The organism is Branchiibius sp. NY16-3462-2, from assembly GCF_001594145.1.
Taxonomy (GTDB): domain Bacteria; phylum Actinomycetota; class Actinomycetes; order Actinomycetales; family Dermatophilaceae; genus Branchiibius.
Map to the genome: position 1 here is coordinate 34,966 of NZ_LVCF01000032.1, position 22,870 is coordinate 57,835.

The following is a 22,870-nucleotide window of genomic DNA, read 5'->3' on the forward strand; positions in this document are numbered from 1 at the left end:
GTCGCTGCGTCCGGACTTGTCCCGCCCTAGCCGGCCAGGTTCGGGCCAGGGTGCGACATGATGTCGCCCATGCCGTCACCGTTGCCTGCAGCCACCACCGTCACCATCTATGACGTTCTGGATGAGATCCGGGCGTCGGCGACGTCGGAGTACGACAAGGGTGACCGCTTCGAGCGTTTGATGGCCACGTTCCTGCGGACGGACCCGACGTACGCTGACCAGTTCGAGCAGGTGTGGCGGTGGAAGGACTGGCCGGGCCGGGACGGGAAGGTGGACACCGGGATCGACTTGGTTGCGGTGGACCGGCTGACCGGTGGGAACGTGGCGATCCAGTGGAAGTTCTACGCGCAGAATCACCACGTCTCCAAGGCTGACCTGGATGGGTTCCTGGCGGCCTCCGGGACGGCGCAGTTCACGCGGCGGATCATCGTGTCGACCGGTGCCGACTGGGGATCGAACGCCGAAGCGGTGATGCACAACCAGACCATCCCGGTGACCCGGATCGGGATGGCCGAGTTGGCCAGTTCCAGCGTTGACTGGTCGGCGTATGAGATCTCCACCCCGGAGACGATGCCGACCCTGGGTAAGAACACGGTCCGTACACACCAGCGCAAAGCGATCGACGACGTGCTGGCCGGGTTCGAGGAGCACGACCGGGGCAAGCTCATCATGGCGTGCGGCACCGGCAAGACGTACACCTCGCTGCGCCTGGCGGAGGAACTCGTCGGTGCCGGCGGGCGGGTGTTGTTCCTCGTGCCGTCGATTTCGCTGCTGTCGCAGACGGTCCCAGCGTGGGCGAACAACGCGCAGGTGCCGCTGCGGATGCTCGGGGTGTGCTCGGACCCCAAAGCATCCAAGGCGAATGCCAGCACCGAGGACATTTCGTCGGTGGACATGCCGCTGCCGGCCACCACCAACGTCGACACGGTCGCGGTCCGGTTGCGGGATGCTGCGGCTGAGACCGATCGGATGACGGTGGTGTTCTCCACCTACCAGTCGATTCAGGTGGTCTCCGATGCGATCAAAGCCAGCGAGCTGGACGGGTTCGATCTGATCGTGTGCGACGAAGCGCACCGCACCACCGGTGTCACGTTGGCCGGGGTGGATGAGTCGGCGTTCGTGAAGGTCCACGACAACACGTTCCTGCCGGCTTCTAAGCGGCTCTACATGACGGCGACGCCTCGGATCTTCGGGGAGGCGTCCAAGGGCAAGGCGAAACTGAAAGATGCCGTGTTGGCCTCGATGGATGATGAGGCGCTGTTCGGTCCGGAGTTGCACCGGCTCGGGTTCGGTGAAGCGGTCAGCAAGAACCTGTTGACCGACTACCGGGTGCTGATCCTGACCGTGGACGAACGGTACGTGTCGGGCAACTTCCAAACCGAGCTTGCCGAAGACGGCGAGATCCAACTGTCCGACGCCGCCAAGATCATCGGGTGTTGGAACGGGCTGGCCAAGCACTTCGACACGATGCCGACCGAGCCGCTGGCACCGATGCAGCGCGCTGTTGCGTTCCTGCCCACCATCAAGACCAGCAAGGCGATCGCTGCGGCGTTCCCGTCGGTTGTGCAACGCCACATCGAGACCATCGAACGCCCCACCGCGTTGGACGACGACTCCGAGGATGACTTCGAGGAGGCCGCTGACGGCTCGACTGGTCGGGGGTACGCCGGTGATGCCCCGTCACTGGACCTGCGGGTCGAGTGCGAGCACGTCGACGGCACGTTCAACGCGCTGGAACGCAACCAGCGGCTGGACTGGTTGAAAGCTCCTGCGACGGAGGGGGTTTGCCGGGTGCTGACCAACGCCCGGTGCCTGTCCGAAGGGGTCGACGTCCCGGCATTGGATGCGGTGATGTTCCTGACGCCGCGCGGCTCCGAGGTGGACATCGTGCAGTCGGTGGGCCGGGTGATGCGCCGGGCGCCGGGCAAGGACTACGGGTACATCATTCTGCCGGTGGCCGTCCCGGCCGAGGAGGCCCCCGAGAAGGCGTTGGCGGACAACAAGCGGTACTCGGTGATCTGGCAGGTGTTGAACGCGCTGCGGTCGCATGATGACCGGTTCAACGCCGAGATCAACAAGATCGACCTGAATAAGAAGAAGACCTCGCCCCGGATCGGGTTCGGCGGCATCGACAAGGACGGCAACACCACCGACGGGTCCGCTACCCAGGAGGGGTTGGACCTGGACTTCGGGGAATGGCGGGATGCGATCTACGCCAAGATCGTGCAGAAAGTCGGCGACCGCAAATACTGGGAGAACTGGGCCGGTGACGTCGCGGTCATCGCCCAGCAACTGATTGAACGTCTCACCGGCCTGCTGGGTGATGAGTCGAACACGGCTGGATCAAACACTGCTGCAGCACAGTTCGATGACTTCCTCGACGGGTTGCGCGGCAACCTCAACGACAGCATCACCCGTGACGATGCGATCGCGATGCTGGCGCAGCACCTCATCACCCGCCCCATCTTCCAGTCGCTGTTCGGTAGCTACGACTTCGCCAAGTCCAACCCGGTCGCGCAGATCATGGAGCGGATGCTGGAGGTTCTTGACGAGCACGCCCTGGACACCGAAACCGCGAGCCTGGAGCAGTTCTATGAGTCGGTGGCGTTGCGCCTGGATGACATCGACAACACCGAGGGTCGGCAGAAGATCCTGGTGGAGTTGTACGACAACTTCTTCGCCAAAGCGTTCAAGAAGATGGTCGACAAGAACGGCATGGTCTACACACCCATCGAGATCGTCGACTTCATCCTGCGCTCGGCCGATGACCTCCTGCGCGAACACTTCGACCAGGGTTTGACTTCTGAAGGTGTGCACATCCTGGACGGGTTCACCGGCACCGGCACGTTCATCGTGCGGCTGCTGCAACTGGGGCTGATCGAACGTGAAGACCTGATCCGTAAGTACCGCAACGAGATTCACGCCAACGAGTTGTTGCTGCTGGCGTACTACATCGCCGCGGTCAACATCGAGTCGGCCTACCTGGACGCCCGCCGCGAAACCGCCCAGGTCCCGGATGACGTTGAGTACGAACCGTTCCCTGGCCTGGTACTCACCGACACCTTCCAGTCCTACGAGGACGGCGACACCCTCGATGAGAGCGTGTTCGTCACCAACAACGACCGCATCGTCAAACAACGCGCACTGCCGATCACCGTCATCATCGGCAACCCGCCCTACTCCTCCGGGCAGGACTCCGCCAACGACAACAACGCCAACGAGTCCTACCCCGGCCTGGACGCCTCCATCCGCGACACCTACGCCGCCCTGTCCACTGCCACCAACAAGAACTCCCTGTACGACAGCTACATCCGGGCATTCCGCTGGGCCACACTCCGTCTGGGCGACCGTGGCGTCATCGCGTTCGTCACCAACGGCGGATGGATCGACTCCAACACCGCCGACGGCATGCGCCTAACGCTCGGCACTGAGTTCAGCGACATCTACGTCTACAACCTTCGCGGCAATCAACGCACTGCTGGTGAACAATCACGCAGGGAAGGCGGCAAAGTCTTCGGTGCTGGATCTCGGGCCACCGTCGCCATCACCGTGTTGGTCCGCGACCCCGAATGTTCGGGTGTGGCTCGCATTCACTACACCGACATCGGCGACTACCTGACCCGCGAAGACAAGCTGGCCGCAGTCGCGGACGCAGGCTCCGTGGTCGAGCTTGCTGCCTCCGAAATCACCCCGAACGAGTTCGGTGACTGGCTCAACCAACGCCGAGACGACTTCGAGCAGTTCCTGCAGATCGGAGACAAAGAGTCGGCTCAAGGGGTCTTCGGGCTCTACTCCGGAGGACTCAAAACCAACCGAGACCCTTGGTGCTACAACTTCTCTGCGAGAGCCGTCGCCGCGAACATGAACCGGCTGGTGGACACCTACCTATCTGATCTGGCAGCAGGACGCACCAGCGCAACCGCCACCAGAGATGACACCCGAATGAGTTGGAACCGCGGACTACTCGCCGACCTGGACAGGCGGCGTACACGAAATTTCACACCTTCTTTCGTCCGGCCGTCTTCTTACCGGCCTTTCATGCGCGAACACGTCTACTTCGACCGCGCGCTGAACGACATGGTCTACCGGCTTAACGACCTCTATCCAGGCAACTCAACCTCGAATCTTGCACTCGTGATGCCGGGACCCGGGGCGATGGCCCCTTCCTTCTTCACGCTGGTAACTGATGGGCTACCCGACAATGGATACGTCGGAAGTGGATACTCCAACACCTTCGCTCGCTGGCGATACGAGAAGGCCGACGCCGACGACGGCACCCTGGCGATTGACACCGGCGCCGGGGGCGGCGAAGTCGTCGACGGCTACCGGCGGATCGACAACATCACCGACGAGGCGCTGGCCAAGTTCACTGCGGCGTACGGCGATTCGTTCACCAAAGACGATGTCTTCCACTACGTCTACGGTTTGTTGCACTCACCGGACTACCGCGCAACGTACGCGGCTGACTTGAAGAAGATGCTGCCGCGAATACCTCTGGTGACCGATGCCGCCCCGTACGTCGAAGCAGGCCGCGCCTTGATGGATCTGCACCTCGGTTACGAGGAGGCAGACGTGTACCCGCTGGTCGGTATCGACGCCGAACCCGCCTCTGGCGCAGACCCGTTCGACTTCTACCGGGTGCAGAAGATGGCATTCGCCAAGACCCGCGACCCGGAGACCAACAAGCAGATCGCGGACCGCTCAACCATCGTCTACAACGATCGGATCACCCTGTCCGGGATCCCCAAGGACGCCTACCGGTACATGCTGGGGTCGCGCTCGGCGATCGAGTGGATCATCGACCGCTACCAGCTGAAGACCGACAAGCCTTCGGGCATCGTCAACGACCCGAACGACTGGTCGCGCGAAGTGAACGACCCGCGCTACATCATCGACCTGGTGGGCCGCATCGTCACGGTCAGCTTGAAGACGATGCAGATCGTCGACGGACTGCCCTCCCTCGCCATCCGAAACGAACAGTGACCGTGAGCGTGAATCCCGTCGAACGCGGCGTCGTCGACGTCAACGCCATTGGCACCTGCTGGGGTACCCCGGCCCCGACAACGACCTGTGGACAGCGAAGTTCGGCTTCTGAGCTAGGCCACAATGGTGGCCGTGCCAATACCTGTCTCATGGAGCGTCCTGGTCAGCGCGGACGATCAGCCCGTCGACAGTGAACGCCACCTGTGGGAGCCGGACTCGCCGACCGCGTTATGCGGTGCGGCTGTCCCGGAGGTGGTCCGCCGGGAAGTGCTCGGGCGACCGTTTCGGCTTGACGAGCAGACTGAGTTCGCACATAGTGTGCATCAGTTGGCGGGTGCCCAACCGTGCCAGGCTTGCCGCAACGCGGTCACTGGGTCTGTCTAACGGAGGGAGCCGCGGGGGTCCGCGACCTGCGCGAATGCCGTGGCCTCTCAGCCCGCGTATGTGGCCTGTTTGACGGCTACTGAGGAAGGTCTCGCCGTCCCGTATGCAAGGTCGGCGGTCCACACTGGACTGGTTTTGTTGAAGTAGTGGCTCTGGGTGGCCTCATCTGTGAGTAGAAGGCCACCGCCAGAGCAGTAGAGCCACCCCTGACGCCCGTCGTAATGCTCCGCCTGGTCGTGACTGGCAACGTCACAGACCGAGCCATTCGTCAACGTGACCTGCAGCGGGCTGGGGTCGCTTTGGACGTCAAAGTGCAACGGGATTGTCACGCTCGTCGTGAAGCGGATCAGCGTGTTTCCAGCGCCCTGAATGCACGAGACGGTTTGCCCGTCCGCCTTGCAAGCGAGGAGTGCCGAAGCCATAGAACCGCATGTGAAGGTGTCGGTAGATGTCGCGAAACCGGTTGATTCGGCACCGAAGCCGTCTGCGCAGGGGTCTACGTCCCAGGTGGTCACGGTGGCGTGGCTGTTCGGCCACTGCTTCACGACCTTTGTGGCGCCGACGCCGCCATCTGAGCCATCTGCTGTGCCGGTCACGGTGAAGCTCACCGTCTTAGCTCCGGTGATTTCGTTGACTGCCCCCTGGATCGCGCCGGCGAACAACCCGGGCGCGGACCCTGCGATGGCGGCCAGGATGGACAGACTTCGGGTGCCGAAGTTGTCTCCGAGTATTTCGCTGGCCAGCTTCCCGCTGCAAGTGAAGCCAGCAGATAGGTAGTCAGCCAGGTCGGCACTGTTCTTCGATGCTGGGATCGCCGCGCCGAAGCACCTGGCCCACTCGTACATGTCCTGGACCTCGCCGAGGTCAACTCCAGCCATCGTGAACAACATCTCCGACCCCAGAACGGCGATGGGTACTAGGGAGAGAGGCGGATCGGCTTGGGCTTGGCCGTACGCGGAGGTGGCGCCTTTGGCTACCTGCATGGTGGAGTAGGTATCGCTGCTGCCGCTGGGCAGCACCCCCTCGTCCTTGCCGTAGAAGGCGTCGTGTAATGCGGGGACGATGATCAGGCTAGGTTCGACGGACGCCGGGTGAACTGATCCGACGGTCATAGACGGCTTCTGACCTCTGATCCGGAACACCTGTCCGGAGTTCGGATAGACCTTGACGACCGCTTGCCCGTTGTCATTCGCGACGCAGGCGTACACGCTGTCCTTGTCGGTCTTGACGGTGTACTTCAAGCTCCCCACCGTGGCGGACTTCCCGGAGCATGCTGGCTTTGAGTAGCCAATGTTGAGGAACTTCTTCACCTGGGCGACGAAGTCGTCGACCATCTTCTTGATGTCCCCGAACCACCCCCAACTGAAATGGGTGAGCGTCGCAGTTGCAGTGTTTCCGGTCACGGTGACTGGAAGTGACAGCCACTGCCGGCTATTCGAAGGAAGCGTGGCTGCGCCTGGCGCGCCACCCGGCCCGATGGACCATGACACTCTGACAGGCTTCGCGGGTTGGCTGCCGTCCGACATCTTGAAGTCCACAACTCCAGCCGGGCCACCCGCGACGGCTGGGGCGGGGTTCACTTTGACCGGTGTGACGATGAGATGGGTTCCCTCTGCCGCCACCCCGGCGGGTGCGTCGATAGTGAGTAACCCGATCGAGCCATGGACACCATCCGCCGTGACCGTGAGGTCGCCGGCCGCCGCTGTGGTTGTGGGCGAGGCTGTTGTAGATGTGGTGCGGCCAGACGTGGAGTTGGATGATGGAGACGGCGATGGTGTGCATGCGGCAAGCCAGCACGCGAGAACGACAATCGTGGCGACGATTCGACCGCGGGAGAGCACCCGCCCAAGAGTGCCAGAGACAGGTAGGTCCATGCTCGGATGTTGCTCGTTTCGCCAGGGCACGCAACAAGCAGACAGTTAGGGATTCTGTTCGTCACCACCATGCACCGCCTGCTCAGCGCGTAGGTCGTCGATCACGCCCTCGGGAATCCGGAACCCCTGTAGCGCAAGACCTTCCAGTCTGTCGGCGCACTCACCCGGGGTGTCGTCGATGAACGACTTCCCAGCATCCGGGTGCTCGATCGGCACCGACGCAGCGGCTTCGAGGATCTGCTGCCACGCCTCGTTGGCGGCCACCCACTCTCCGGCCTTGCCGTCGATCAACAGTTGCAGTGACGGTGCGTGCGCATCGTCTGCAAGCACGCGCTTGTTCCCGGCGACGTGCGTGATGAAACCTGCGTCGCTGCCGTACACGTAGACGTCCGACCGAAACGAGTCGGTGGACCAGCGGCAGTACGACATCAGTACCGCAGATCTTCGGCTTCGCTGCGAGCCGCCTCGATGTCGCGGCGCATCGTCGCCGGTAGCCACGCGATCGTCGCTTCGAGCGCTTTGCGCAGAGCAGCGATTTCGCCGTCGTTGGAGCCGTCGTGCGCCGCCTGGTCGGAGGCGATGATGGACTCGATCAGCTTCTTACTCATGCCCCGACGGTGCGACGTATCGTCCGCGGCGCGTCCGGCTAAGGACACCCCGTAGCTTCCTCACCCACCCCAGTGGGTTCGGTTCGTTTACCCCTGTCGGACCTTCGCGCAACGATCGGGGGATGCAGCACACCAGTTTGCTCGATCCGGACAGCCCTCAACACATTTGGGCGTACACGCGCGGCCGGCTCGACGACGAAATGCAGATCGCGTACCCAGGGTGCCGGTTCGTCGCTGAGCGCATCGAGCCGGCCGAGCACAACATGGTGCGGATCGTGAGGGAGTACGAGGCTGGCACCCCTGAGCAAATTGGTGCTGGCTCTTCCGTCGCACCGTGAGGTCATGACCGACCTTGCAACCATCATCGCGGCAGCCGGAGACGCAACCGCTGGGCCGTGGACGCACGAGGCTCTCGGAAACCGCCACGTCGTCAGCGCCCCGAGCGGGATGATGGTCGCGAGCACCGGCTACGGTCCGGGCGGCGGAACTGCCTGTGCCGACGCAAAGTTCATCGCGAACGCCCGCACCGAGGTGCTCGCTCTGGTGTCGGCGATCCAGCGGGTGCTGTCGTTGGCGCAGGCGTGGGAGAATCGAGGCCGCAGCGACATCGAGTTTGCAGGTACCCTCCCCGATCCCGACATGGCGGACCGGTTGAGGGGCACAGGGCAGGACTTCATCATGCGGGCAGACCAGATGCGAAAGGCGGTCGACGGCAGCTTGGCGATGATGCCGGACTCGGCGTTCTACAACAGCAACCTGCCCGGCGGTGCGCGATGAGCGCTGATCCTCGCGCCGAGACCGTGCGCCAAGCAATCGCCGAACAGTCGTCGGGTCTGACCGGTCTGTCAGCCGGTCACGGTGACCGCGGCAACCTGCTGACGGAACTGTTGGGGGCATATCCGGCTGATGCGACCGGCGAGGAGATCATCGAGACGCTGACGCGGTTCGTCGCGGACGCCGGACAGGACATGCTGGCGATTGTCGCCGAGCATCTGCCGGGCAGTGACCGCTACGTCTGGCAACGGGATTGGGTGTACGGGTGCCTTGAAGCCCTGATGGTCGCCGACCGATCCATGGCCTGCCCGAGCAAGCTGCGCGCCGTACTGGCGCACTCCGACCACGAGGCAGTCATCGCCCCGATGGTCGAGGTGTTCGCGCAGATGGGTGCCGAGTGTGCACTGGCCCAGGTGACGAAGTAGCGGGACCGTGCCTAGGCCCGGGCGCACCAGTTTGAGCACGGGCTGAACTTGGTCGGGGACGGGTTCGAGGTCGCCGACCTGCGCACCGAGATGGTCCGGTTGCAAGAGGGTCTGCGACTGGCGACCTCGCGTTCCATCATGCCTCTAGCAGAGATCGCGGCAGGCAACCCCGTCGCACCGTAGGTGCATGACCAAAATCACCAGCCCCCAGATCGTCCGCGTCGGCCCCGACACCCGCTTGGCGTGCGCCACCAAGCACGGCGGGAGCTACACCCACCTGAAGGTCGGCAGCGACAAGGAAACCGGCGAGCCGTTCGCATACGCCGTCGGTGTGATGATCGCCGCTGGTCCGCGGCTGCACCCGGACCCCATCCCGTTCAACTTCGCGTTCGACGTGGTCGAGTTCGACCGGAAGTTCTACGCGCTGGTCGACGACCGACGCCTGGACTACCCGCGCATGGTGCGCCTTTCCGGCGGCCGCGTGCAGATCGAGCAGCACTTGCTGTCCGGCGGCACCGTCGCTGAACTCGTGGCGTGGGCCGCGTGATGGCGCTGATCGAGCGGGCCTCGGGCCGGCACCGTGACGGCTCGCAAACCATTCGCGTCTGGTCCGAGGACGACTTGAACCCGGTCGAGCTCTGGCAGATAACGGTGAGCGACGACGGTGGGGTGTTGACCGTGCGCTCCGCTGGGGGCAGGTCGGTGCAGATAGACCTTGCCAGCGACGGATCGGTCTTCGTGTCGGCGCCCGTCGCACCGTGAGCGCATGAATACTCGGCGCGCCGTGCTGATCGGAAACATCTTCGCCGACTACATGATCTCGATGGTCGGGATGGCCACTAACGCATTTTGGCTTGCCAGTCTTGGTGGTGCCGCATTCGGCACCTGCCTCGGACTCCTGACGCTGGACCTGACACGCGACCCCGGGTGAATGATCTTGCCTCTGAGTTGCTGGCCATGTGCCTCGCCGCGGATTCGGCCTCGTAGCGACCGGGCAGCACGCAAGCTGACTTCCTGCACTACAAGACCGTGCAGAGGCGGCGTCCTGCGCGTTCGCGACACGCCGATGGGTGGATGAATCTTTGGGCGGGTCCGTGAGGGGCGCGGGCCGGGCTCGGTACTGAAAGACCAACAGCTTCAGCATCTTTCGGACCCTTGAAGAACCGGTACGGGCCGTACGAGTCAACCGACGTGTCAGGCCCGCGGTGCTCTCATGGAGTGAGCACGCGACGGATTCCAGACGATGAGGAGAGGCAGAGATGTTGATCGCCGATGCACCTACCTGCGCGCGGTGGGAGCTTTGCTCCTCGCGGCGGCTGATGAGCGGCCGGACCGTTCATTTTGCCCGCACCCTCGGCCGCGATAGCTATAGCCCTTGTGTCGTGGCACTGGCCGCCGAAGTCGACCCGCGGGACATCGGAGTCATCGAATCAGCCCCGTGGCTCTACCGCAACGCGGTCGGCGACCTCCAGTGGCATCGAGACCTGGAGGTGATCCAATGGGTGGGCGTCGTCGACGGGGACGACCCCCAGCGCCCTTGGATGCTGAACTGGGGCCGCCAGGGGGTCGCTACCGAGATGCTTCGCCTCGCAAGGGAGATCACGCCCCGGCTGCGGCACGCGCCATGCTGGCAGCGGAGCCATGACGGCGAAGCTTTCGTGCGCGCTACCGACCCGGCGCAAGCGTGTCGTGGTCTGTGCGGGGCGGCTTGTAGGAATCCGCTCCCTGACGTCGTGGCGATCTTGCCGGAGCCTCCGAAGCGGTCGACCATCCTTGGCCGGCGTCGCTTGGTGATACCCGGTCGCCGCTAGCGGTCGAATCGCAACCGTCCCCGCGAAGATGGGTCGCGGGGACGGTTCGTCGCACCGTAAAGCCATGAACGTCCCAATTCCATACGTGCTGACCGCGCCTGGTGACGGTCTGTGGATCCAGTCGAACAATCTGACGAAGCCGATTCCGTGGCTCATACTCGCTGCGGCGGTACTGGCCGTGACGCTCATCGTTCGGCGGATCGCCACAGCGGTGGCCGGCGATCGTCGCAATGGCTGGTTCCATGGGGTTGCGCTGGGGTGCATCGCCGCCGCCGTGCTCTCAATGGTGCTGGCCAATAGCAACGGTGCAGTTGCCCAGAAACCGTTGACCGAGTCACCGTTCACATTCAAGACCGACCGGCATGTCCTAAGCCTTACCGATGAGCAGTTGCACCGGTTCGTGAACGACACCTACCCGATGTCGGTGGGATTCCTCTTTGGTGTCGGCGAACGCGGCCGAATCGACGATCGGGAAGCGATGTCGCTGCAGGATCAGATCGTTAGAACCTACGACCTGAGCATCATCACGACCGCACCGATCGTGTCCGGCGACTCGTTCGTTGCGACGGTGCACGGCGTGACTCGGCAGTGCGAGGCGCAGGTCACCGGGACCGTTGGCCGCGACATCTTCCACCGCCCAGTCTGCGAGCACATCGTGGTGCTGTGCGGCGGCATCGAACCCGGCAAGCGGGCAGCCTGAGGGTCGCACGGAGTTCTTCCAACAAGTACGTGCGCCTCCTGGCCGTCGCACCGTGCTCGGAACGACCAAGCGAACAGCCTTTGCCCTGGCTGATGAAGACGCCTTCTACCGCGCCGCTATCGAGCGGTAGCGGTTCCTGCGGAGTGAGTTTCGGCGTGAGCTCACCGAGGCGACCGCCACGGAGCAGCTACTCGCCAAACTTGCGACGAAAGCGCAACGCGCACAGTGTGTTTCGGGCTTTTCGACAGCAGTCGTGGGTGACCCTGCCGGCTGACTGCGACGTGAGGACCCTCCGGTCCGCTGGGTGCGTTTGCTTCGTCGGGCGTTCGCATTGGCTTTTGCTCGGGGGAACTAGCTACGCTCGTTTCACTCGCTCACGCAGGTCGAAGGACAGGCCTTCGTCGCTCGCCGTGGGGGGTAGGAAGAACGATCAATGTTCGATTTGACGACGCTTTCGACGTTGCGCGGCATCGCCGCGGTTCCCGCGATCCGCTTCGACGCGGTGGTCGAGTTGACCGGCCTGGATTGGCGCGAAGCCACTGAAACGGGCGAGATCCCCAAGACCCCAGGAGTTTACGCCTGGGTCGACCACGCTGGGCTGGTGATCTACCACGGCAGCGGCATGGGATCTCACGGACTGCGAGGACGGCTCGGCCGCGAAATGGGGTGGGGCGAGAACCAGCGCCGCAGGATCCGGGAGTACGACTCCACAGATCCGGACGATGGTGCGTGGATCCTGGGTGAGTCTCCCGTGATCCGGATGATCGCCGAACAGCGGCCGCAACTGTGGGTCGCGCAGGCCGCTCCTGCGAGCTGGACAATCCCGGACCACCCGGGACTGGCTATGCCGGCCACCGCCGTCGGCTGGGAGATCTTCATCTACGCCTGCAGCCTGTATGTCGCCGGACGCCGGTCGCTGCTGGGCGGCGGTGCCTGGGAAGCCAAGAAGGGCTCGCTCGGGGCCGATATGGAGTGGACGGCCTGGTACCGGCTGCGACAAGTCATGGGGATGTAGCAAACCGGGGCACCGCACAACCCTGCACAGGTGGACCGCCGCACGGCGGTCCACCTCATCCCGGCTCAAGCCCACGTTCAGCGACCTGGATTGCCGCGAACCCATGTGGTCCGACACCGCGGTTCCTCGGTGCGGAGCGACGAACCAGGCTGTGACCTAACGGTTTCGGCCGTCGCACCGTGCAGGCATGAACGAACTGCACATCTACCCCGACGAGCAGCGCGGGCACATCGCCTACCGCCAGGAGCACGACGGCAACGACTGGCGGGACATGAACGGCGTCGATGTGGGCTCGGCGAGTCCGACGCTGCACTTCGGCGGCGGCTGGCTGCACCTGTCTCCGGCGCAAGCGCGCGAGGTTGCTGATTCGCTGCACTGGTGGGCTGATCGGTACGAGCCGAAGGCCATGGAGCCGCGGCCCCAACCCGAGCGGTGTTCTCGCTGCGGCGGGCGGGGCGGTCGCCACGGGTCGGTGCATGTCCGGCACGGCAACGGTGGCGGGCATAAAGGAAGGATGGTCGCCTCGAAGGTCAGGGAGTCTTCACCGTCGCGCAGGTTGCGGGCGCCAACGGACATGAGAACGCCTAGCCCGATGCGTTTGCGGATGCCGTGCTGCGTGGAAGCTGTCATGCCATGACGGTGCGACGGTACACGTCGCCCGCGAGTGGGTGCGTCGGTCATTCAATGCCGCCCGGGCCGATGTTGCCGACGCGGCGCGAGTTCCTCATGCCGGGACGAACCACCGGCGGTGCGTCGCGGTACCGGGAGCTGCGATGCTGTTGCGGCCCAATCGACTGCGACAGCCACGAGGCCATGTCGCGCACGTCCATCTGCAAGGCCACCGCGATGGAGCGTTCGAGGGTGGCGCCTTTACTGGACTCCCAACCGGGCAGCAACGCCACCGCTTCGGCCTCCACCAAGAGCCGAATCCCGTTGCGCATGTAGTAAGCCCAAGGCTTCACTTCCCCGGAATGAAGCTGATCCTCGCTCGGCGGATCAATCTCGGCAGGGTTGAACACCGTGTGCCCCAGGGCACGGAGCCGCCGCGCGGCCTCGTTGAACACCGGGTAGTTGAACTGCGGCAACCCGGTCATCGGGCCAGCGATGTAGAGGCGGCTCACGGCAGCAACGCCTCCTGCCGGATGCCGTGGGCACGGAGCTGGTGGTCGGCGAAATCGGGCAGGAACTGCACCGATCCATAGCTGCGGACGTAGTCATCACAGGTAGGGCATCGCGACAGGAACACGCCGCCACCGATATGCCAGGTTTGGCCGGGCGGGATGCTGTCCGGATCGAAGACCGGCGTCGCCTGATACGCGATCGCAGCGCGGGCCGCGTTGCGCTCGTTGAGGATTCGATCAGCGATGTCACGGCCGCGGTCTGGCGTGGTGGTGGTTGTCATGCGTTCACGGTGCGACGTTCAGACGGTCGCGGTGACCCGCGAGCTGGTGATCAACACCCCGTCCCAGCGTTCCTCGAAGCTGAACTGGACCGGCATTCCTTCACCGTCCCAGCGCCACTCTCCGTCATCGTGGGTGAGCACTCCGCGCTGGAACCTGGTGAGTGGGACGCTGCGTCCCGGCTGCCCATCCGGCCCCAGCCAGGTGGTGACGGTGACCGAGCAGCCGGACTCGCCCCGGGTTGTCTCGACCCGGACGCGACCGCCGCCGGCCTCGTGCTGCTCGACGGCTTCCACGGCGCGGATCCGTGCGCGCTGCAATGCTTCCCGCTGCGTTTTCGGCCAACGCCCCGTGTCGAACTGGTTCCGGCACGCCGCGTCGAACGCCGCCTGGGCCAGTGACCCGAGCACCGCATCCGGTAGCTCCTGCAACGGCGTTGTCGCCAGGTCGTGCCCGTCGAGGAGGAACGGCGGGCAGCCGCCGGTCACCGGGTCGATGCACTCCTGGCGCAACGACCGTTGTAATACCGCGTAATCCTTGGCGCTCATGCGCTCACGGTGCGACGGGCCACGGCACCAGTGGCGCGTCCCCGCGCACATACAGCGGGTGCCTCGGGCGGCCGTCCTTGGTGACGCCGAGAGCGCGAAGCCGCTCACCGGCCAGTCTGACGACAGCTTCGGCCAGGTCGCCGGGGCCGTGCATGCCCCACGCGGCGATGACCAACCCGTTGCCGGAGAGAGTCGTTCGCAGCCACGAATCGTTCTCGGGCCCGACCGGATCTACGACTTGGGACAACTCGGACGGCTTGGTCGCGCGGTAGGCGAATAGGTTCACCACGGCCAACCCGCCGCAGTTCTCGCGCTTGGCGAATGCGATGCAACGCCGGATGGTCGGGTCGTCCTGCGCAGCGTCCGCGGTCGATGGGTTGAGCATGACGAACGTCGCGACTGGCCCGTCCGCCCAGCGACGAGTCAGCAGGTACCGGTATCGACCGTCCGGCGACAACACCGCATCCGTCACCCGCACATCATGCCGTCCACATAGCGCAGCGGCCCGCGGGCTTCCGACGATGTGCAGCGGGTGATCGGAATGGGTCATACCTTCACGGTGCGACGGGCGGGCTGGGCGGCGCAGGTACGCCGCTACAGGGCGTAGAAAGGCTTGCGCCCCAGTCGTCCTTGCCGGCGACAACCTCCAAATCTCCGGCTTGACGCCGCCCAGCCAGGTTCATGGTGCGACGGGACCGCCCAGGCTGGCAGGCTGGTCGAACTCCACCAGGCGCAGGGCACGAGCCAGCCGCAGCGGGGTCGTGTCGTAGCGGTCGAAGAATCCACGGCAGACGGCGTTCTGGCCACCTAAGGAGCTGTGGCAGATGATCGCCGAGTCCTGCGACACCGCGGCGTTCACCATGTCCTTGACCCGGCCAGGTGCCAGGCGCATCGGGTCGCCCGGCCGGAAGATGCACGTACCGCACCTGTCGGCGACGACGTGGACCTTGCCTTCGCGGAACGCGTTGCCGGTCATGGCTCGATGCTCGCAGACCGGTAGTTGCGCTCAACAAGTCTCGGCCGGCGTCGTGTCCGCGGCGACTCCTCCAGGATCGTCAGCATCGCATCGGCGGCCACGCTGTGGGCGACACCAGCCCAGCGGCCAGTGCCGTCGAGAGCCAGAAGTTCCGTCCGCTGGACACCCTCGAACTCCCAGCGCCGGATCCCAATGAGGACGATGTCGCGGTGCCCGGTCCAACCGCCGTGCGGGATCCGGATGAGTCGCCCGTGGTGCTGGCGTCCAAGCTGGCTAGCCGTCAGAGTCGTTGTCATTTGCTGACGGTGCGACGGGTCAGTCTCGGACCTGCGTATGCAAGCACTGCTCTACGTTCATCGGGGCTGGCTCCCCTGGCAGGAGTGGCCTCGCATGCGACTGGCTCGTCTGTCCTGATCGACAACGGAGTCTGTCGTCCTGCGATCTTTCGCAGCCACGGATCAGGTGTCCACAGACTCTGTGGCGCGGGCGAGTTCGCGTCGAGCACGGAGCGCCAGGCGGCGTCGATCGAGGTGCCGTAGACCGCCGAACACCATGCCGGGTTCACCTCGATCACGGACCAACCACTGTCGGGCGACCAGCCGACGTCCAACGTGCATGCGTTCAGCGATGGGCGCGCCACAGGGTCGACCAGTACCTGCTCGCCGAAGTCGATGGCTTCGGCGAGCTCGCCCTGTGGCGCCGGGACCTGGTCGAGCTCCTCGGACCACAACGTCGGTTCGCCGGTCGCCGGGTCGCGCACTAGGTACCGACTCGCGCCAACTGCGTGTCCGCCTGCTACGAATAGCCGGTACTCCGCCAACCAGTGCATCCGATCCCAGCACAACGACACCATCGTTGACTCCGAAGCGCCAAGTTTCTGCGCAGCGCAGCGGAACTCACCGACATCGGCGTACCACTGAGCCGGTAGACCCTCGTGTTTCATCATTGCCAGCTTGGCGAACACTGGCCGCTTCGCGGTCATCCGTTCCGTCACACGCAGAGTCATCGTTACGAGAGGCCGTTTGAGGTGGTGCGGGGCGATCAGGTCGGCCAGGAGGGGAGTCGGCGCAGCCAGCGGGTGGCTCATCCCGGACCGGTAAGCTCGCGCAACCCAGGCCATGGGAGCCCACAAAGCGTCACCCGGACCCACGGCTGGGACGTCGAGCCCGTTGCTGTGGCGCACCTGCCAGCCGTCCGGGGGCGCGGCAGCGAAGTCGTCCGCGATCCAGCGTTGGTGCGTGACGACGTGCAATGTCCTCGTGTCTTTTGCCATTTCGGCTACCCGCCATGCTTCAGCAGGTAGCGGTTGTTGATCGCCTTCCAGCAGTCCCGTCCATCTAGCACCGTCAGGCCCTGGCCGTCGGCGGTGTGCCATACGACTCCCTCGGCAGCACGGTCGCGGCCGACAACCGACCGCAACCCGTCCACCTGGGCCACCGCTTCTTCGGTGCCGGCCGGGAACGGTAGGTCCAGTAGCGGCGCAGCGTGATTGAGCGCCACTTGCGGCCACGCCGACCGGGGCAGGAACCGGCGATGAGCGTCCAGAACGTTGAAGACGAACAGCCGTAGGTCGGGCAGCCGTAACGGATTGCCTTGGATCCCGGGTCCGGCGATCTCCGCCTGCACCACCATGCCCGGTTCGAGCGCCGCACTTAGGCCGATCCGCTCGTCCACGATCTGGCTGGACAACTCCGGCGTCGGACGCAGTTCGAGGTTGCGCGAGCAGTAACGAATGCGACCGTCTGCCGGGTCGCGAACGATTGTCACGGAACTACCGTCGACCTTCTCGGTCGCGATCCAGCCCGCCGGATGCGCAGTCAACACAGCCCAGTGAGCGTGCAGGTTCTGTACGCGCTCAGCATCAGTTCTCGGGGCGAATTGCGCCGGGAATGGTCCGACCACTTGACCTGCCAGATGGGCCGGAATCGGCGGCTCGTACTTGACGATGCCGAGCGAGTCGGTCAGATCAGAACCGACAGGGGACTCGTCCAGGTTGATTCCGGCCTCGTGCTCCGACAGCACAAGACCCTGCGATACCTGGCCTCGTAGTTTCACCGTGCGCAGTACATGCCCTTCCAGGCCCGAACCATCTCGCAGTGCAACGGTTTTCGTTCCGCGCGCAGCCAGGAACGCGAAACGCGGGTCGCTGATCGGCAGCAGCGCATCGACCTCGATGTAGATGACCCGCTGTCCGGCGGCTAACTGGCCCTTACGGACAACGACGTGCCACCCACGGACGGTCGCTCGTTCGATCTGATCGGCGCCGGGAATGGGCTGCAGGTCACCGATGACGGCAACTGTGGCAAGTGCGCGGGAGTCGTTCACGAGTTGACGGTGCGACGCTCGTCACTCGGCGAAACAGACATGATGCCCGTCCACCTCCAGCGGTGCGTCGATCGCGCCGTGGCGAGCCATGACGGCGCACAACTCGATGGCGTCATTGTCGAAGTGCACTGCCTCAGTGACCATTCGGAAACTACTCGCGCCGGCGTACACCAGGCCGACAACCAGGTCCGACGTGGCGGTGGTGGTCTCGGCAACAGCACTTCGCCGACCCGGAACGAACCATTTCACGCCACCACCGGGAACTGGGCGTAAGCCGGTGCTGCGGTGGGCCTTACGTGCCGTGTGCCGGGTTGCGTTCATACCTGGACGGTGCGACGCGTCGCACCGTCCAGGTATGACAACGGTGAGCCTGGATGTCGCGCAGGTCCGCATCGCGGCTTTGACCGTGGAACTAGACATTGCCCAAAGTGACCTACGCCGCCTCGACAACGCAGGGTCCGACTTGGATAACGACTACCGGGGCCACCTGTCGGCCCGGATCGCCGCGATCCAAGCAGACCTGGACATGTGGAGGATGCTTAGAACCGCACAGCCGTGACCACCACGTTGTCTTTGTGGTGCCCGCCTCGCAGGATGACTCCGCCGCAGGTAACCAGTTCCAACTTCATCGAGTCGCGGCCATAGAACACGTCCGCCGGTAGAGCAGACTTCGTCATCTCGGCGCGAACGGTCACACGGAAGCGGTAGACCCTTCCGGCAGAATCGCTGACGTAGATGACCGTGCCCTTGGTCGCACGGGCAATCGGGGCCAGCGCGCCCTTGTACCGGCCGTAAGACAGGGTGTGTCCCGCGATGACAGCCCGTCCGGTCTTTGCGCCATAACCAACCGAGCCGGTCCACCGACCCACCTTCGTCGCGCCGGGGACGACCAGTGCTCCAGCCTTGACCGGTGCCGCGACAATCGACGTGTTGATCCCCAACTTCGGCACGTAGAGCCGGTTGGCACCGAGCCTGGGCAGTTCGGAGGTGACGTTCATGACGGCGAAGCCGCCGCTGCTCCCGGCTGGGGCGCTACCGATAGCCACGACCGATGTCTCCGCGGTGGGCGCCTGAGTCGCTGCCCCAGTGGGATTGCTCGGAACCGGGGGTTCTTTCACGCTGCTGGGCACAGGAGTGGACACCTCGCTCGGCTCGGCCTGCGATGTCAACCTGGGTGTCGGTGTCAGGACGCGCGTGACCGTGGTCGCTGAGCTCGTTGGGTCGGCAGTCATTGGGGTCGTGTCCCCGGCAGTCGTGCGGGCCGAGCTCGAAACCACCACAGGCGAGGAGGTGCTGTGCGACGCGGTGGTGACGACCGGCCGCGAGCTGATGTTGCTGGTGGGTCCGCAGGCGGACAGTGCCGCGACCGAACACACTCCTACTGCACCTCCCAGAATGGACTGGTAGCGCTTCATCGGGAGACCTTCATACTTTCGGACTCGGAGGTACGTTCGTTGGGCACCAAGGCGCGGAACGCGTTGCGTAGCGCGCCGTCCCAGGTGTCGAGTGCTTGGTCAGGTGCCAGGCCGGCGTCGGTGAGTCGCTTGATCGCGTCGTCACGGGCGGCGTTCAAGTCAACGTTCAGGTCACCGGCCGCATCAAGAGCGCAACGTTCGACCTCCGCTGTCGCTGCGTCGATTTCAGGAACGTCGACCAGGCAAATATCGTCCGCCTCGCCAGCAACGTGGCCAGCGAACCGCCCGTCGGCGGCGTGGATCGCGCCAGTGGCATCAACTTTGTTCATCGCGGCTCACCAGCCCAGGGCATGGGTGGGATTCCGGCAGGTGGCCGCATTAAGCGGTGGGGCGAACCATGGGTCATGCCGGTTTGGTTGGCGGGCGTCGCAGTTTTGCGCCACTGCGTTTCAAGCCGCGCCATCAACCTGTATCGGAATGTTGCGCTGGTCGGCCGCTTCCAGCGGGGTGACGGTGATGGATGCGCCTTCCCTGACCGAGCGGTCGCACCAGCCCTTATCGGCGATGATGCGGACGACCTGGGAGTCATCGATATACACCCTGGCTGCGGTCAGGGCGTCGAGAACGGCTCGCCCGAGCTTGTCGGCGTCGCCGAGAGCACGACTGGTGCAGTAGTCAGGCGCGGACGGTCTCAAACGATTCTGGTTGCGGCCTGTCCCGTAGTGCGATTTTGGCCGGCAGAAGCTGAACCTCGCCGTGACGATGACGGCGCCGGTGAACGGCTCCGCCCCGGCCAGTGCTTCGACGGCGGCGTCAACGACAGTGCTGCGCCACGTTTTGACGTCGGACGACTCCACCAGGATCCCTTTGCCAACGTGTCGTTTGGAACCCTGCGGTCGCGGGTGCCCGATTGCTCGGAACGCCAGTTCAACCATCGACGCCCCCTAACCGCAGGCCGTCACCGCAAGCGAGGACAACTCGCGGGCCGAGGCTGTGCACCACGGCGTTGATTCCCGCCAAGGTCACGGCGACCGGGTCGATGTCGTTCAACACCCAGGTGACTGTTGCCGGGTTCAGCCCGCGGCGGCGCATTGCGATCGCTGCAGCCACCGGCAACACCCCGGCGCCGCAGGTCGGGTCAGCGAAGGTTTCGCCCTCGGCCAAGGGGTTGATTTCGGCGAGCAGCCGAGCCAGGTTCATCGGGGTGTAGAACGCGCCACTGACGCGCTGGGAGTTAAACGACCGCAGGTTGCTGTAAACGGGGCCGAGGAGTTCACCGCCGACGTTCTCGGCCGCGGCGGACCCGATCAGGTCGATCTGGGCCAGCTCGGTGAAACACGCCCGAGAGACCTTCACCGCCTGGGCGTCGGGGCGTCCCGCCCAGCCGGCCAGGTGCGGCAGGTGCTGTCGAAGGAATGGCACCGACGATGCAGCCACCGTCCAGAGTTCATCCAACGCGACCGTGTCCGGCGCTGAGGAGAAGGACTCCATCATGGGTTGCACCAAGTCCGGACCCGTGCCGAAGAACAGAACGCCCGTGGCCACCGCGGTCAACTGGATCGACAAGGCGTCGCGGTGCCCGCCAACCATGGCGGTCGCCGTAGACAGTCGTCCGGCAAGCTGCTCCGGGCACAGGACCGGCGCCGACTTCTTGCTCTGCTTCACGCACGGACGGTGCGACGCCGCCAGTACGGGGAGAGAAGTCGCGCCTGCAGGTCGTCGAGTTCCACGACGATGACGTCCTCGTCCGGGACGCGGTGCTCGACCTGCCGTGTTTTGGCTATGACAGCCAGCCGGGCACGGATTCGCCGGATGGTGGCCGGATCGACGTCGAGTCGGTCACTCAATGCTGCCAACGTCGCGGCGGCCTGCTTCGGTGCTTCGCACAGCATCTTGTGGGGCAGCGGCTCGACCAATTCCGTCGTGGTGTGCGGGGCGTTGCCGGCGCAGGCGAAGCGCAATCGGGGAAGTGTTACCTGCTCTAGCGTGGATTGCCATGACTCGCAGGTGATCCAGGACCGGCGCAGCTTGTGCGCGACGGCTGCGGTGACGCCGGACCCGGCGAACGGGTCGAACACCAGGTGGTCGGGGTCGGTGGCGATCTGGATGATCCTGGTCAGAAGCGCCTCCGGTTTCGGAGTGGCGAACCGAGTGCCGGTGGCGCGCTGGACTTCGTCGCGTGCGTCGCGGACGGATCCGGCGACACGGGCGTCCCACACGCTGGCGGGCGCGGCGCCCGTGGCCGGCAACGGAACTTTGCGGCGCGGACGGCCGGCCCCTGTTCGCCCGAAAAATACCTCCGGCCAGGTGCCCGCGGCCATCCGTGCAGTGGCTTGGCGCTGTGCCTGCGCCAGCCCGCCGGTCAGCATCAGTGCAGGGCTGTCGCCGACGTCGGAGCCGACGATGCGGCGGCGAGTCTCGGCGTCGGGCAGGTGCTGCGGGAGGTAGGACCCCCACGCGGCCAGCCGGGCCGTCATCTCGGTGCGGTTGTAGACCCAGTGCCGCCCCGGACCCGGGTAGTGCACGGTTGCGGTGAATGGCGACTGGATCCCATACACCAGGTCGGGGTGCCGGTCACCGCGTGGCCCGGTCAGATCGCCGGAACTCCACGGGACCAGATCGCCGTCCCAGGACTTGAACCAGGTGTTTTCGTCATCAGTGCGTGGCGGACGACGCACAGTAAAAGCGGGCGACTTGGCCAGTACCAGGATGGGGTCGTGCTGTTCGCGGAAGCCGGTGCCGGCCACGGGTGCCGACGCAGTGCGTTGCCACCAGATGGTGGTCCGGTGCGCTGACGGTCCGAAGGCGGCCAGGGCGGACTGTTCGGCGTACCGAAGCATCGACCGGTTTCCATCACCGACGCCCAAGTGCAACCACAGGCTGCCATGTTCGGGAAGGAGTCCGAATGCGGCAGTGACGAGCCGGTCGATCATGTCGCGCCACGCCTGCCCAGAGGGGTCGGCATAGTCGCCTTGATGGCGGCCGGTGCCGAACGGTGGGTCGGCGTAGATCAGGTCTGGGCGTACACCGATCTGACGCAAGCGATCCATCGTCGCCAAGCCGTCACCGGAGATCAACAAGCCCACGTAGACCTACATGGGCCACCTACGCAACCCCAGGGCCGCCGAAACTCGACCCGAAGATGAGAGCCCCATACCCCTCACGCGTACGCGCGCGCGAGGGGTATGACCCTTTGACCTGGTTCCGGGCGGGCAACGCACACTACGTAGTTGAAAGTTCAATCCAAGGGGTCGTACCCGTCAGGCGCGTGCGCACGCGCGCGTACACGTACGCGCGCGCGAGGGGTGTGACCCTACGCATCTTTCGGTGAAAACGTCGCTGTCGGCCGATCACGAGACCCTGACCTGGACCGAATCGGAGGGGGATACCCCTCGCGCGCGCGCGCGTAGGGGTCTGACCCTACCCACCGAGTCGCCAAAACCGCAACCCGGACCTGCAGAAACCGCGGCATTCCGGGAAACTTGGCCGTTTCTGGCTGCAACTGGCTGCAACTGGCCACACCATGTGGCCAGTTTTCGCCGGAACCTCGAAACACAAAACCGCAGGTCAGAGCCCTCTACTACTACTACTTACTACTACTTTTTACTGATCTGACCACTTGACCACACCGC

At 64.8% G+C, this 22,870-nt stretch carries 29 protein-coding genes; 12 read left to right on the top strand and 17 right to left on the bottom strand.

From position 1 onward, the window contains the following. The first annotated feature begins 69 nt into the window (after positions 1-69). On the top strand, positions 70-4,983 hold the full coding sequence (locus AZH51_RS08540; protein ID WP_291523243.1) for a type ISP restriction/modification enzyme: 4,914 nt from the start codon (positions 70-72) through the stop codon (positions 4,981-4,983). A gap of 431 nt (positions 4,984-5,414) precedes the next feature. On the opposite strand, the gene AZH51_RS08545 is transcribed toward AZH51_RS08540, so the two are convergent. The 3 genes from AZH51_RS08545 to AZH51_RS08555 are packed head-to-tail and all read right to left on the bottom strand — an operon-like array spanning position 5,415 to position 7,849. Then, positions 5,415-7,241 (bottom strand): hypothetical protein, encoded by a 1,827-nt coding sequence (locus AZH51_RS08545; RefSeq protein ID WP_291523244.1) that lies wholly within the window; start codon positions 7,239-7,241, stop codon positions 5,415-5,417. Positions 7,242-7,286: 45 nt separating this feature from the next. Beyond that, positions 7,287-7,670 (bottom strand): hypothetical protein, encoded by a 384-nt coding sequence (locus AZH51_RS08550; protein ID WP_291523245.1) that lies wholly within the window; start codon positions 7,668-7,670, stop codon positions 7,287-7,289. After that, positions 7,670-7,849: a hypothetical protein gene (locus tag AZH51_RS08555; RefSeq protein ID WP_291523247.1), complete on the bottom strand. Its 180-nt coding sequence runs from the start codon at positions 7,847-7,849 to the stop codon at positions 7,670-7,672. The genes AZH51_RS08550 and AZH51_RS08555 overlap by 1 nt, the downstream gene beginning before the upstream one ends. Positions 7,850-7,971: 122 nt before the next feature. Between AZH51_RS08555 and AZH51_RS08560 the strand changes: the two genes are divergently transcribed. The 9 genes from AZH51_RS08560 (at position 7,972) to AZH51_RS08600 (ending at position 13,211) form a co-directional block, all read left to right on the top strand. Then, on the top strand, positions 7,972-8,187 hold the full coding sequence (locus tag AZH51_RS08560; protein WP_291523249.1) for a hypothetical protein: 216 nt from the start codon (positions 7,972-7,974) through the stop codon (positions 8,185-8,187). A 4-nt stretch (positions 8,188-8,191) separates the two neighbouring features. After that, positions 8,192-8,626: a hypothetical protein gene (locus AZH51_RS08565; RefSeq protein WP_291523250.1), complete on the top strand. Its 435-nt coding sequence runs from the start codon at positions 8,192-8,194 to the stop codon at positions 8,624-8,626. Further along, positions 8,623-9,048: a hypothetical protein gene (locus AZH51_RS08570; protein WP_291523252.1), complete on the top strand. Its 426-nt coding sequence runs from the start codon at positions 8,623-8,625 to the stop codon at positions 9,046-9,048. Before AZH51_RS08565 ends, AZH51_RS08570 begins: the two co-directional genes overlap by 4 nt. A gap of 187 nt (positions 9,049-9,235) precedes the next feature. Next, positions 9,236-9,595 carry a hypothetical protein gene (locus AZH51_RS08575; RefSeq protein WP_291523254.1) on the top strand — a complete coding sequence of 120 codons (360 nt, stop codon included), beginning with the start codon at positions 9,236-9,238 and terminating at the stop codon, positions 9,593-9,595. Then, positions 9,592-9,810: a hypothetical protein gene (locus tag AZH51_RS08580; protein ID WP_291523256.1), complete on the top strand. Its 219-nt coding sequence runs from the start codon at positions 9,592-9,594 to the stop codon at positions 9,808-9,810. Before AZH51_RS08575 ends, AZH51_RS08580 begins: the two co-directional genes overlap by 4 nt. 4 nt (positions 9,811-9,814) lie before the next feature. Then, positions 9,815-9,979 (top strand): hypothetical protein, encoded by a 165-nt coding sequence (locus AZH51_RS08585; RefSeq protein ID WP_291523259.1) that lies wholly within the window; start codon positions 9,815-9,817, stop codon positions 9,977-9,979. Positions 9,980-10,923: 944 nt separating this feature from the next. Beyond that, positions 10,924-11,559 (top strand): hypothetical protein, encoded by a 636-nt coding sequence (locus AZH51_RS08590; protein ID WP_291523261.1) that lies wholly within the window; start codon positions 10,924-10,926, stop codon positions 11,557-11,559. Positions 11,560-11,992: 433 nt separating this feature from the next. Continuing rightward, positions 11,993-12,574 carry a hypothetical protein gene (locus tag AZH51_RS08595; protein WP_291523263.1) on the top strand — a complete coding sequence of 194 codons (582 nt, stop codon included), beginning with the start codon at positions 11,993-11,995 and terminating at the stop codon, positions 12,572-12,574. Between the two features lie 187 nt (positions 12,575-12,761). Further along, on the top strand, positions 12,762-13,211 hold the full coding sequence (locus tag AZH51_RS08600; protein WP_291523265.1) for a hypothetical protein: 450 nt from the start codon (positions 12,762-12,764) through the stop codon (positions 13,209-13,211). A gap of 40 nt (positions 13,212-13,251) precedes the next feature. Here the strand turns inward: AZH51_RS08600 and AZH51_RS08605 are convergent, their stop codons facing one another. From AZH51_RS08605 to AZH51_RS08645, 9 genes are all read right to left on the bottom strand, one after another. Next, entirely contained in the window at positions 13,252-13,695 is a 444-nt protein-coding gene (locus AZH51_RS08605; RefSeq protein WP_291523267.1) for a DUF4406 domain-containing protein, read from the bottom strand. Continuing rightward, positions 13,692-13,976: a hypothetical protein gene (locus AZH51_RS08610; protein ID WP_291523269.1), complete on the bottom strand. Its 285-nt coding sequence runs from the start codon at positions 13,974-13,976 to the stop codon at positions 13,692-13,694. Before AZH51_RS08610 ends, AZH51_RS08605 begins: the two co-directional genes overlap by 4 nt. A gap of 18 nt (positions 13,977-13,994) precedes the next feature. Then, complete coding sequence (locus tag AZH51_RS08615) at positions 13,995-14,522, bottom strand: hypothetical protein (RefSeq protein ID WP_291523271.1); 528 nt, start codon at positions 14,520-14,522, stop codon at positions 13,995-13,997. A 4-nt stretch (positions 14,523-14,526) separates the two neighbouring features. After that, positions 14,527-15,072: a DUF1643 domain-containing protein gene (locus tag AZH51_RS08620; protein WP_291523272.1), complete on the bottom strand. Its 546-nt coding sequence runs from the start codon at positions 15,070-15,072 to the stop codon at positions 14,527-14,529. A gap of 129 nt (positions 15,073-15,201) precedes the next feature. Then, positions 15,202-15,498 (bottom strand): hypothetical protein, encoded by a 297-nt coding sequence (locus AZH51_RS08625; RefSeq protein ID WP_109685021.1) that lies wholly within the window; start codon positions 15,496-15,498, stop codon positions 15,202-15,204. Beyond that, on the bottom strand, positions 15,495-15,794 hold the full coding sequence (locus tag AZH51_RS08630) for a hypothetical protein (RefSeq protein ID WP_291523274.1): 300 nt from the start codon (positions 15,792-15,794) through the stop codon (positions 15,495-15,497). The genes AZH51_RS08625 and AZH51_RS08630 overlap by 4 nt, the downstream gene beginning before the upstream one ends. After that, complete coding sequence (locus AZH51_RS08635; RefSeq protein ID WP_291523276.1) at positions 15,791-16,771, bottom strand: ATP-grasp domain-containing protein; 981 nt, start codon at positions 16,769-16,771, stop codon at positions 15,791-15,793. The genes AZH51_RS08630 and AZH51_RS08635 overlap by 4 nt, the downstream gene beginning before the upstream one ends. Positions 16,772-16,776: 5 nt before the next feature. Next, complete coding sequence (locus AZH51_RS08640; protein WP_291523278.1) at positions 16,777-17,823, bottom strand: RNA ligase (ATP); 1,047 nt, start codon at positions 17,821-17,823, stop codon at positions 16,777-16,779. A gap of 21 nt (positions 17,824-17,844) precedes the next feature. Continuing rightward, positions 17,845-18,144: a hypothetical protein gene (locus AZH51_RS08645; RefSeq protein WP_291523280.1), complete on the bottom strand. Its 300-nt coding sequence runs from the start codon at positions 18,142-18,144 to the stop codon at positions 17,845-17,847. 34 nt (positions 18,145-18,178) lie between these two features. On the opposite strand from AZH51_RS08645, the gene AZH51_RS08650 reads away from it, so the two are divergent. Next, the gene (locus AZH51_RS08650) at positions 18,179-18,382 is read left to right on the top strand and encodes a hypothetical protein (RefSeq protein ID WP_291523281.1); all 204 of its coding nucleotides are present in this window, start codon (positions 18,179-18,181) and stop codon (positions 18,380-18,382) included. On the opposite strand, the gene AZH51_RS08655 is transcribed toward AZH51_RS08650, so the two are convergent. Further along, positions 18,363-18,869 (bottom strand): class F sortase, encoded by a 507-nt coding sequence (locus AZH51_RS08655; RefSeq protein ID WP_291523283.1) that lies wholly within the window; start codon positions 18,867-18,869, stop codon positions 18,363-18,365. The two genes, AZH51_RS08650 and AZH51_RS08655, sit on opposite strands and share 20 nt — an antisense overlap. Positions 18,870-18,909: 40 nt before the next feature. On the opposite strand from AZH51_RS08655, the gene AZH51_RS08660 reads away from it, so the two are divergent. Further along, complete coding sequence (locus AZH51_RS08660; RefSeq protein ID WP_170119799.1) at positions 18,910-19,230, top strand: hypothetical protein; 321 nt, start codon at positions 18,910-18,912, stop codon at positions 19,228-19,230. 4 nt (positions 19,231-19,234) lie between these two features. On the opposite strand, the gene AZH51_RS08665 is transcribed toward AZH51_RS08660, so the two are convergent. The 4 genes from AZH51_RS08665 to AZH51_RS08680 form a co-directional block, all read right to left on the bottom strand. After that, positions 19,235-19,567: a hypothetical protein gene (locus AZH51_RS08665; protein WP_109685007.1), complete on the bottom strand. Its 333-nt coding sequence runs from the start codon at positions 19,565-19,567 to the stop codon at positions 19,235-19,237. Positions 19,568-19,687: 120 nt separating this feature from the next. Then, positions 19,688-20,173 (bottom strand): RusA family crossover junction endodeoxyribonuclease, encoded by a 486-nt coding sequence (locus AZH51_RS08670; protein ID WP_291523288.1) that lies wholly within the window; start codon positions 20,171-20,173, stop codon positions 19,688-19,690. Continuing rightward, the gene (locus AZH51_RS08675) at positions 20,166-20,903 is read right to left on the bottom strand and encodes an N-6 DNA methylase (RefSeq protein WP_291523289.1); all 738 of its coding nucleotides are present in this window, start codon (positions 20,901-20,903) and stop codon (positions 20,166-20,168) included. Before AZH51_RS08675 ends, AZH51_RS08670 begins: the two co-directional genes overlap by 8 nt. After that, the gene (locus AZH51_RS08680; RefSeq protein WP_291523291.1) at positions 20,900-22,324 is read right to left on the bottom strand and encodes a DNA methyltransferase; all 1,425 of its coding nucleotides are present in this window, start codon (positions 22,322-22,324) and stop codon (positions 20,900-20,902) included. The genes AZH51_RS08675 and AZH51_RS08680 overlap by 4 nt, the downstream gene beginning before the upstream one ends. Positions 22,325-22,870: the final 546 nt, after the last annotated feature.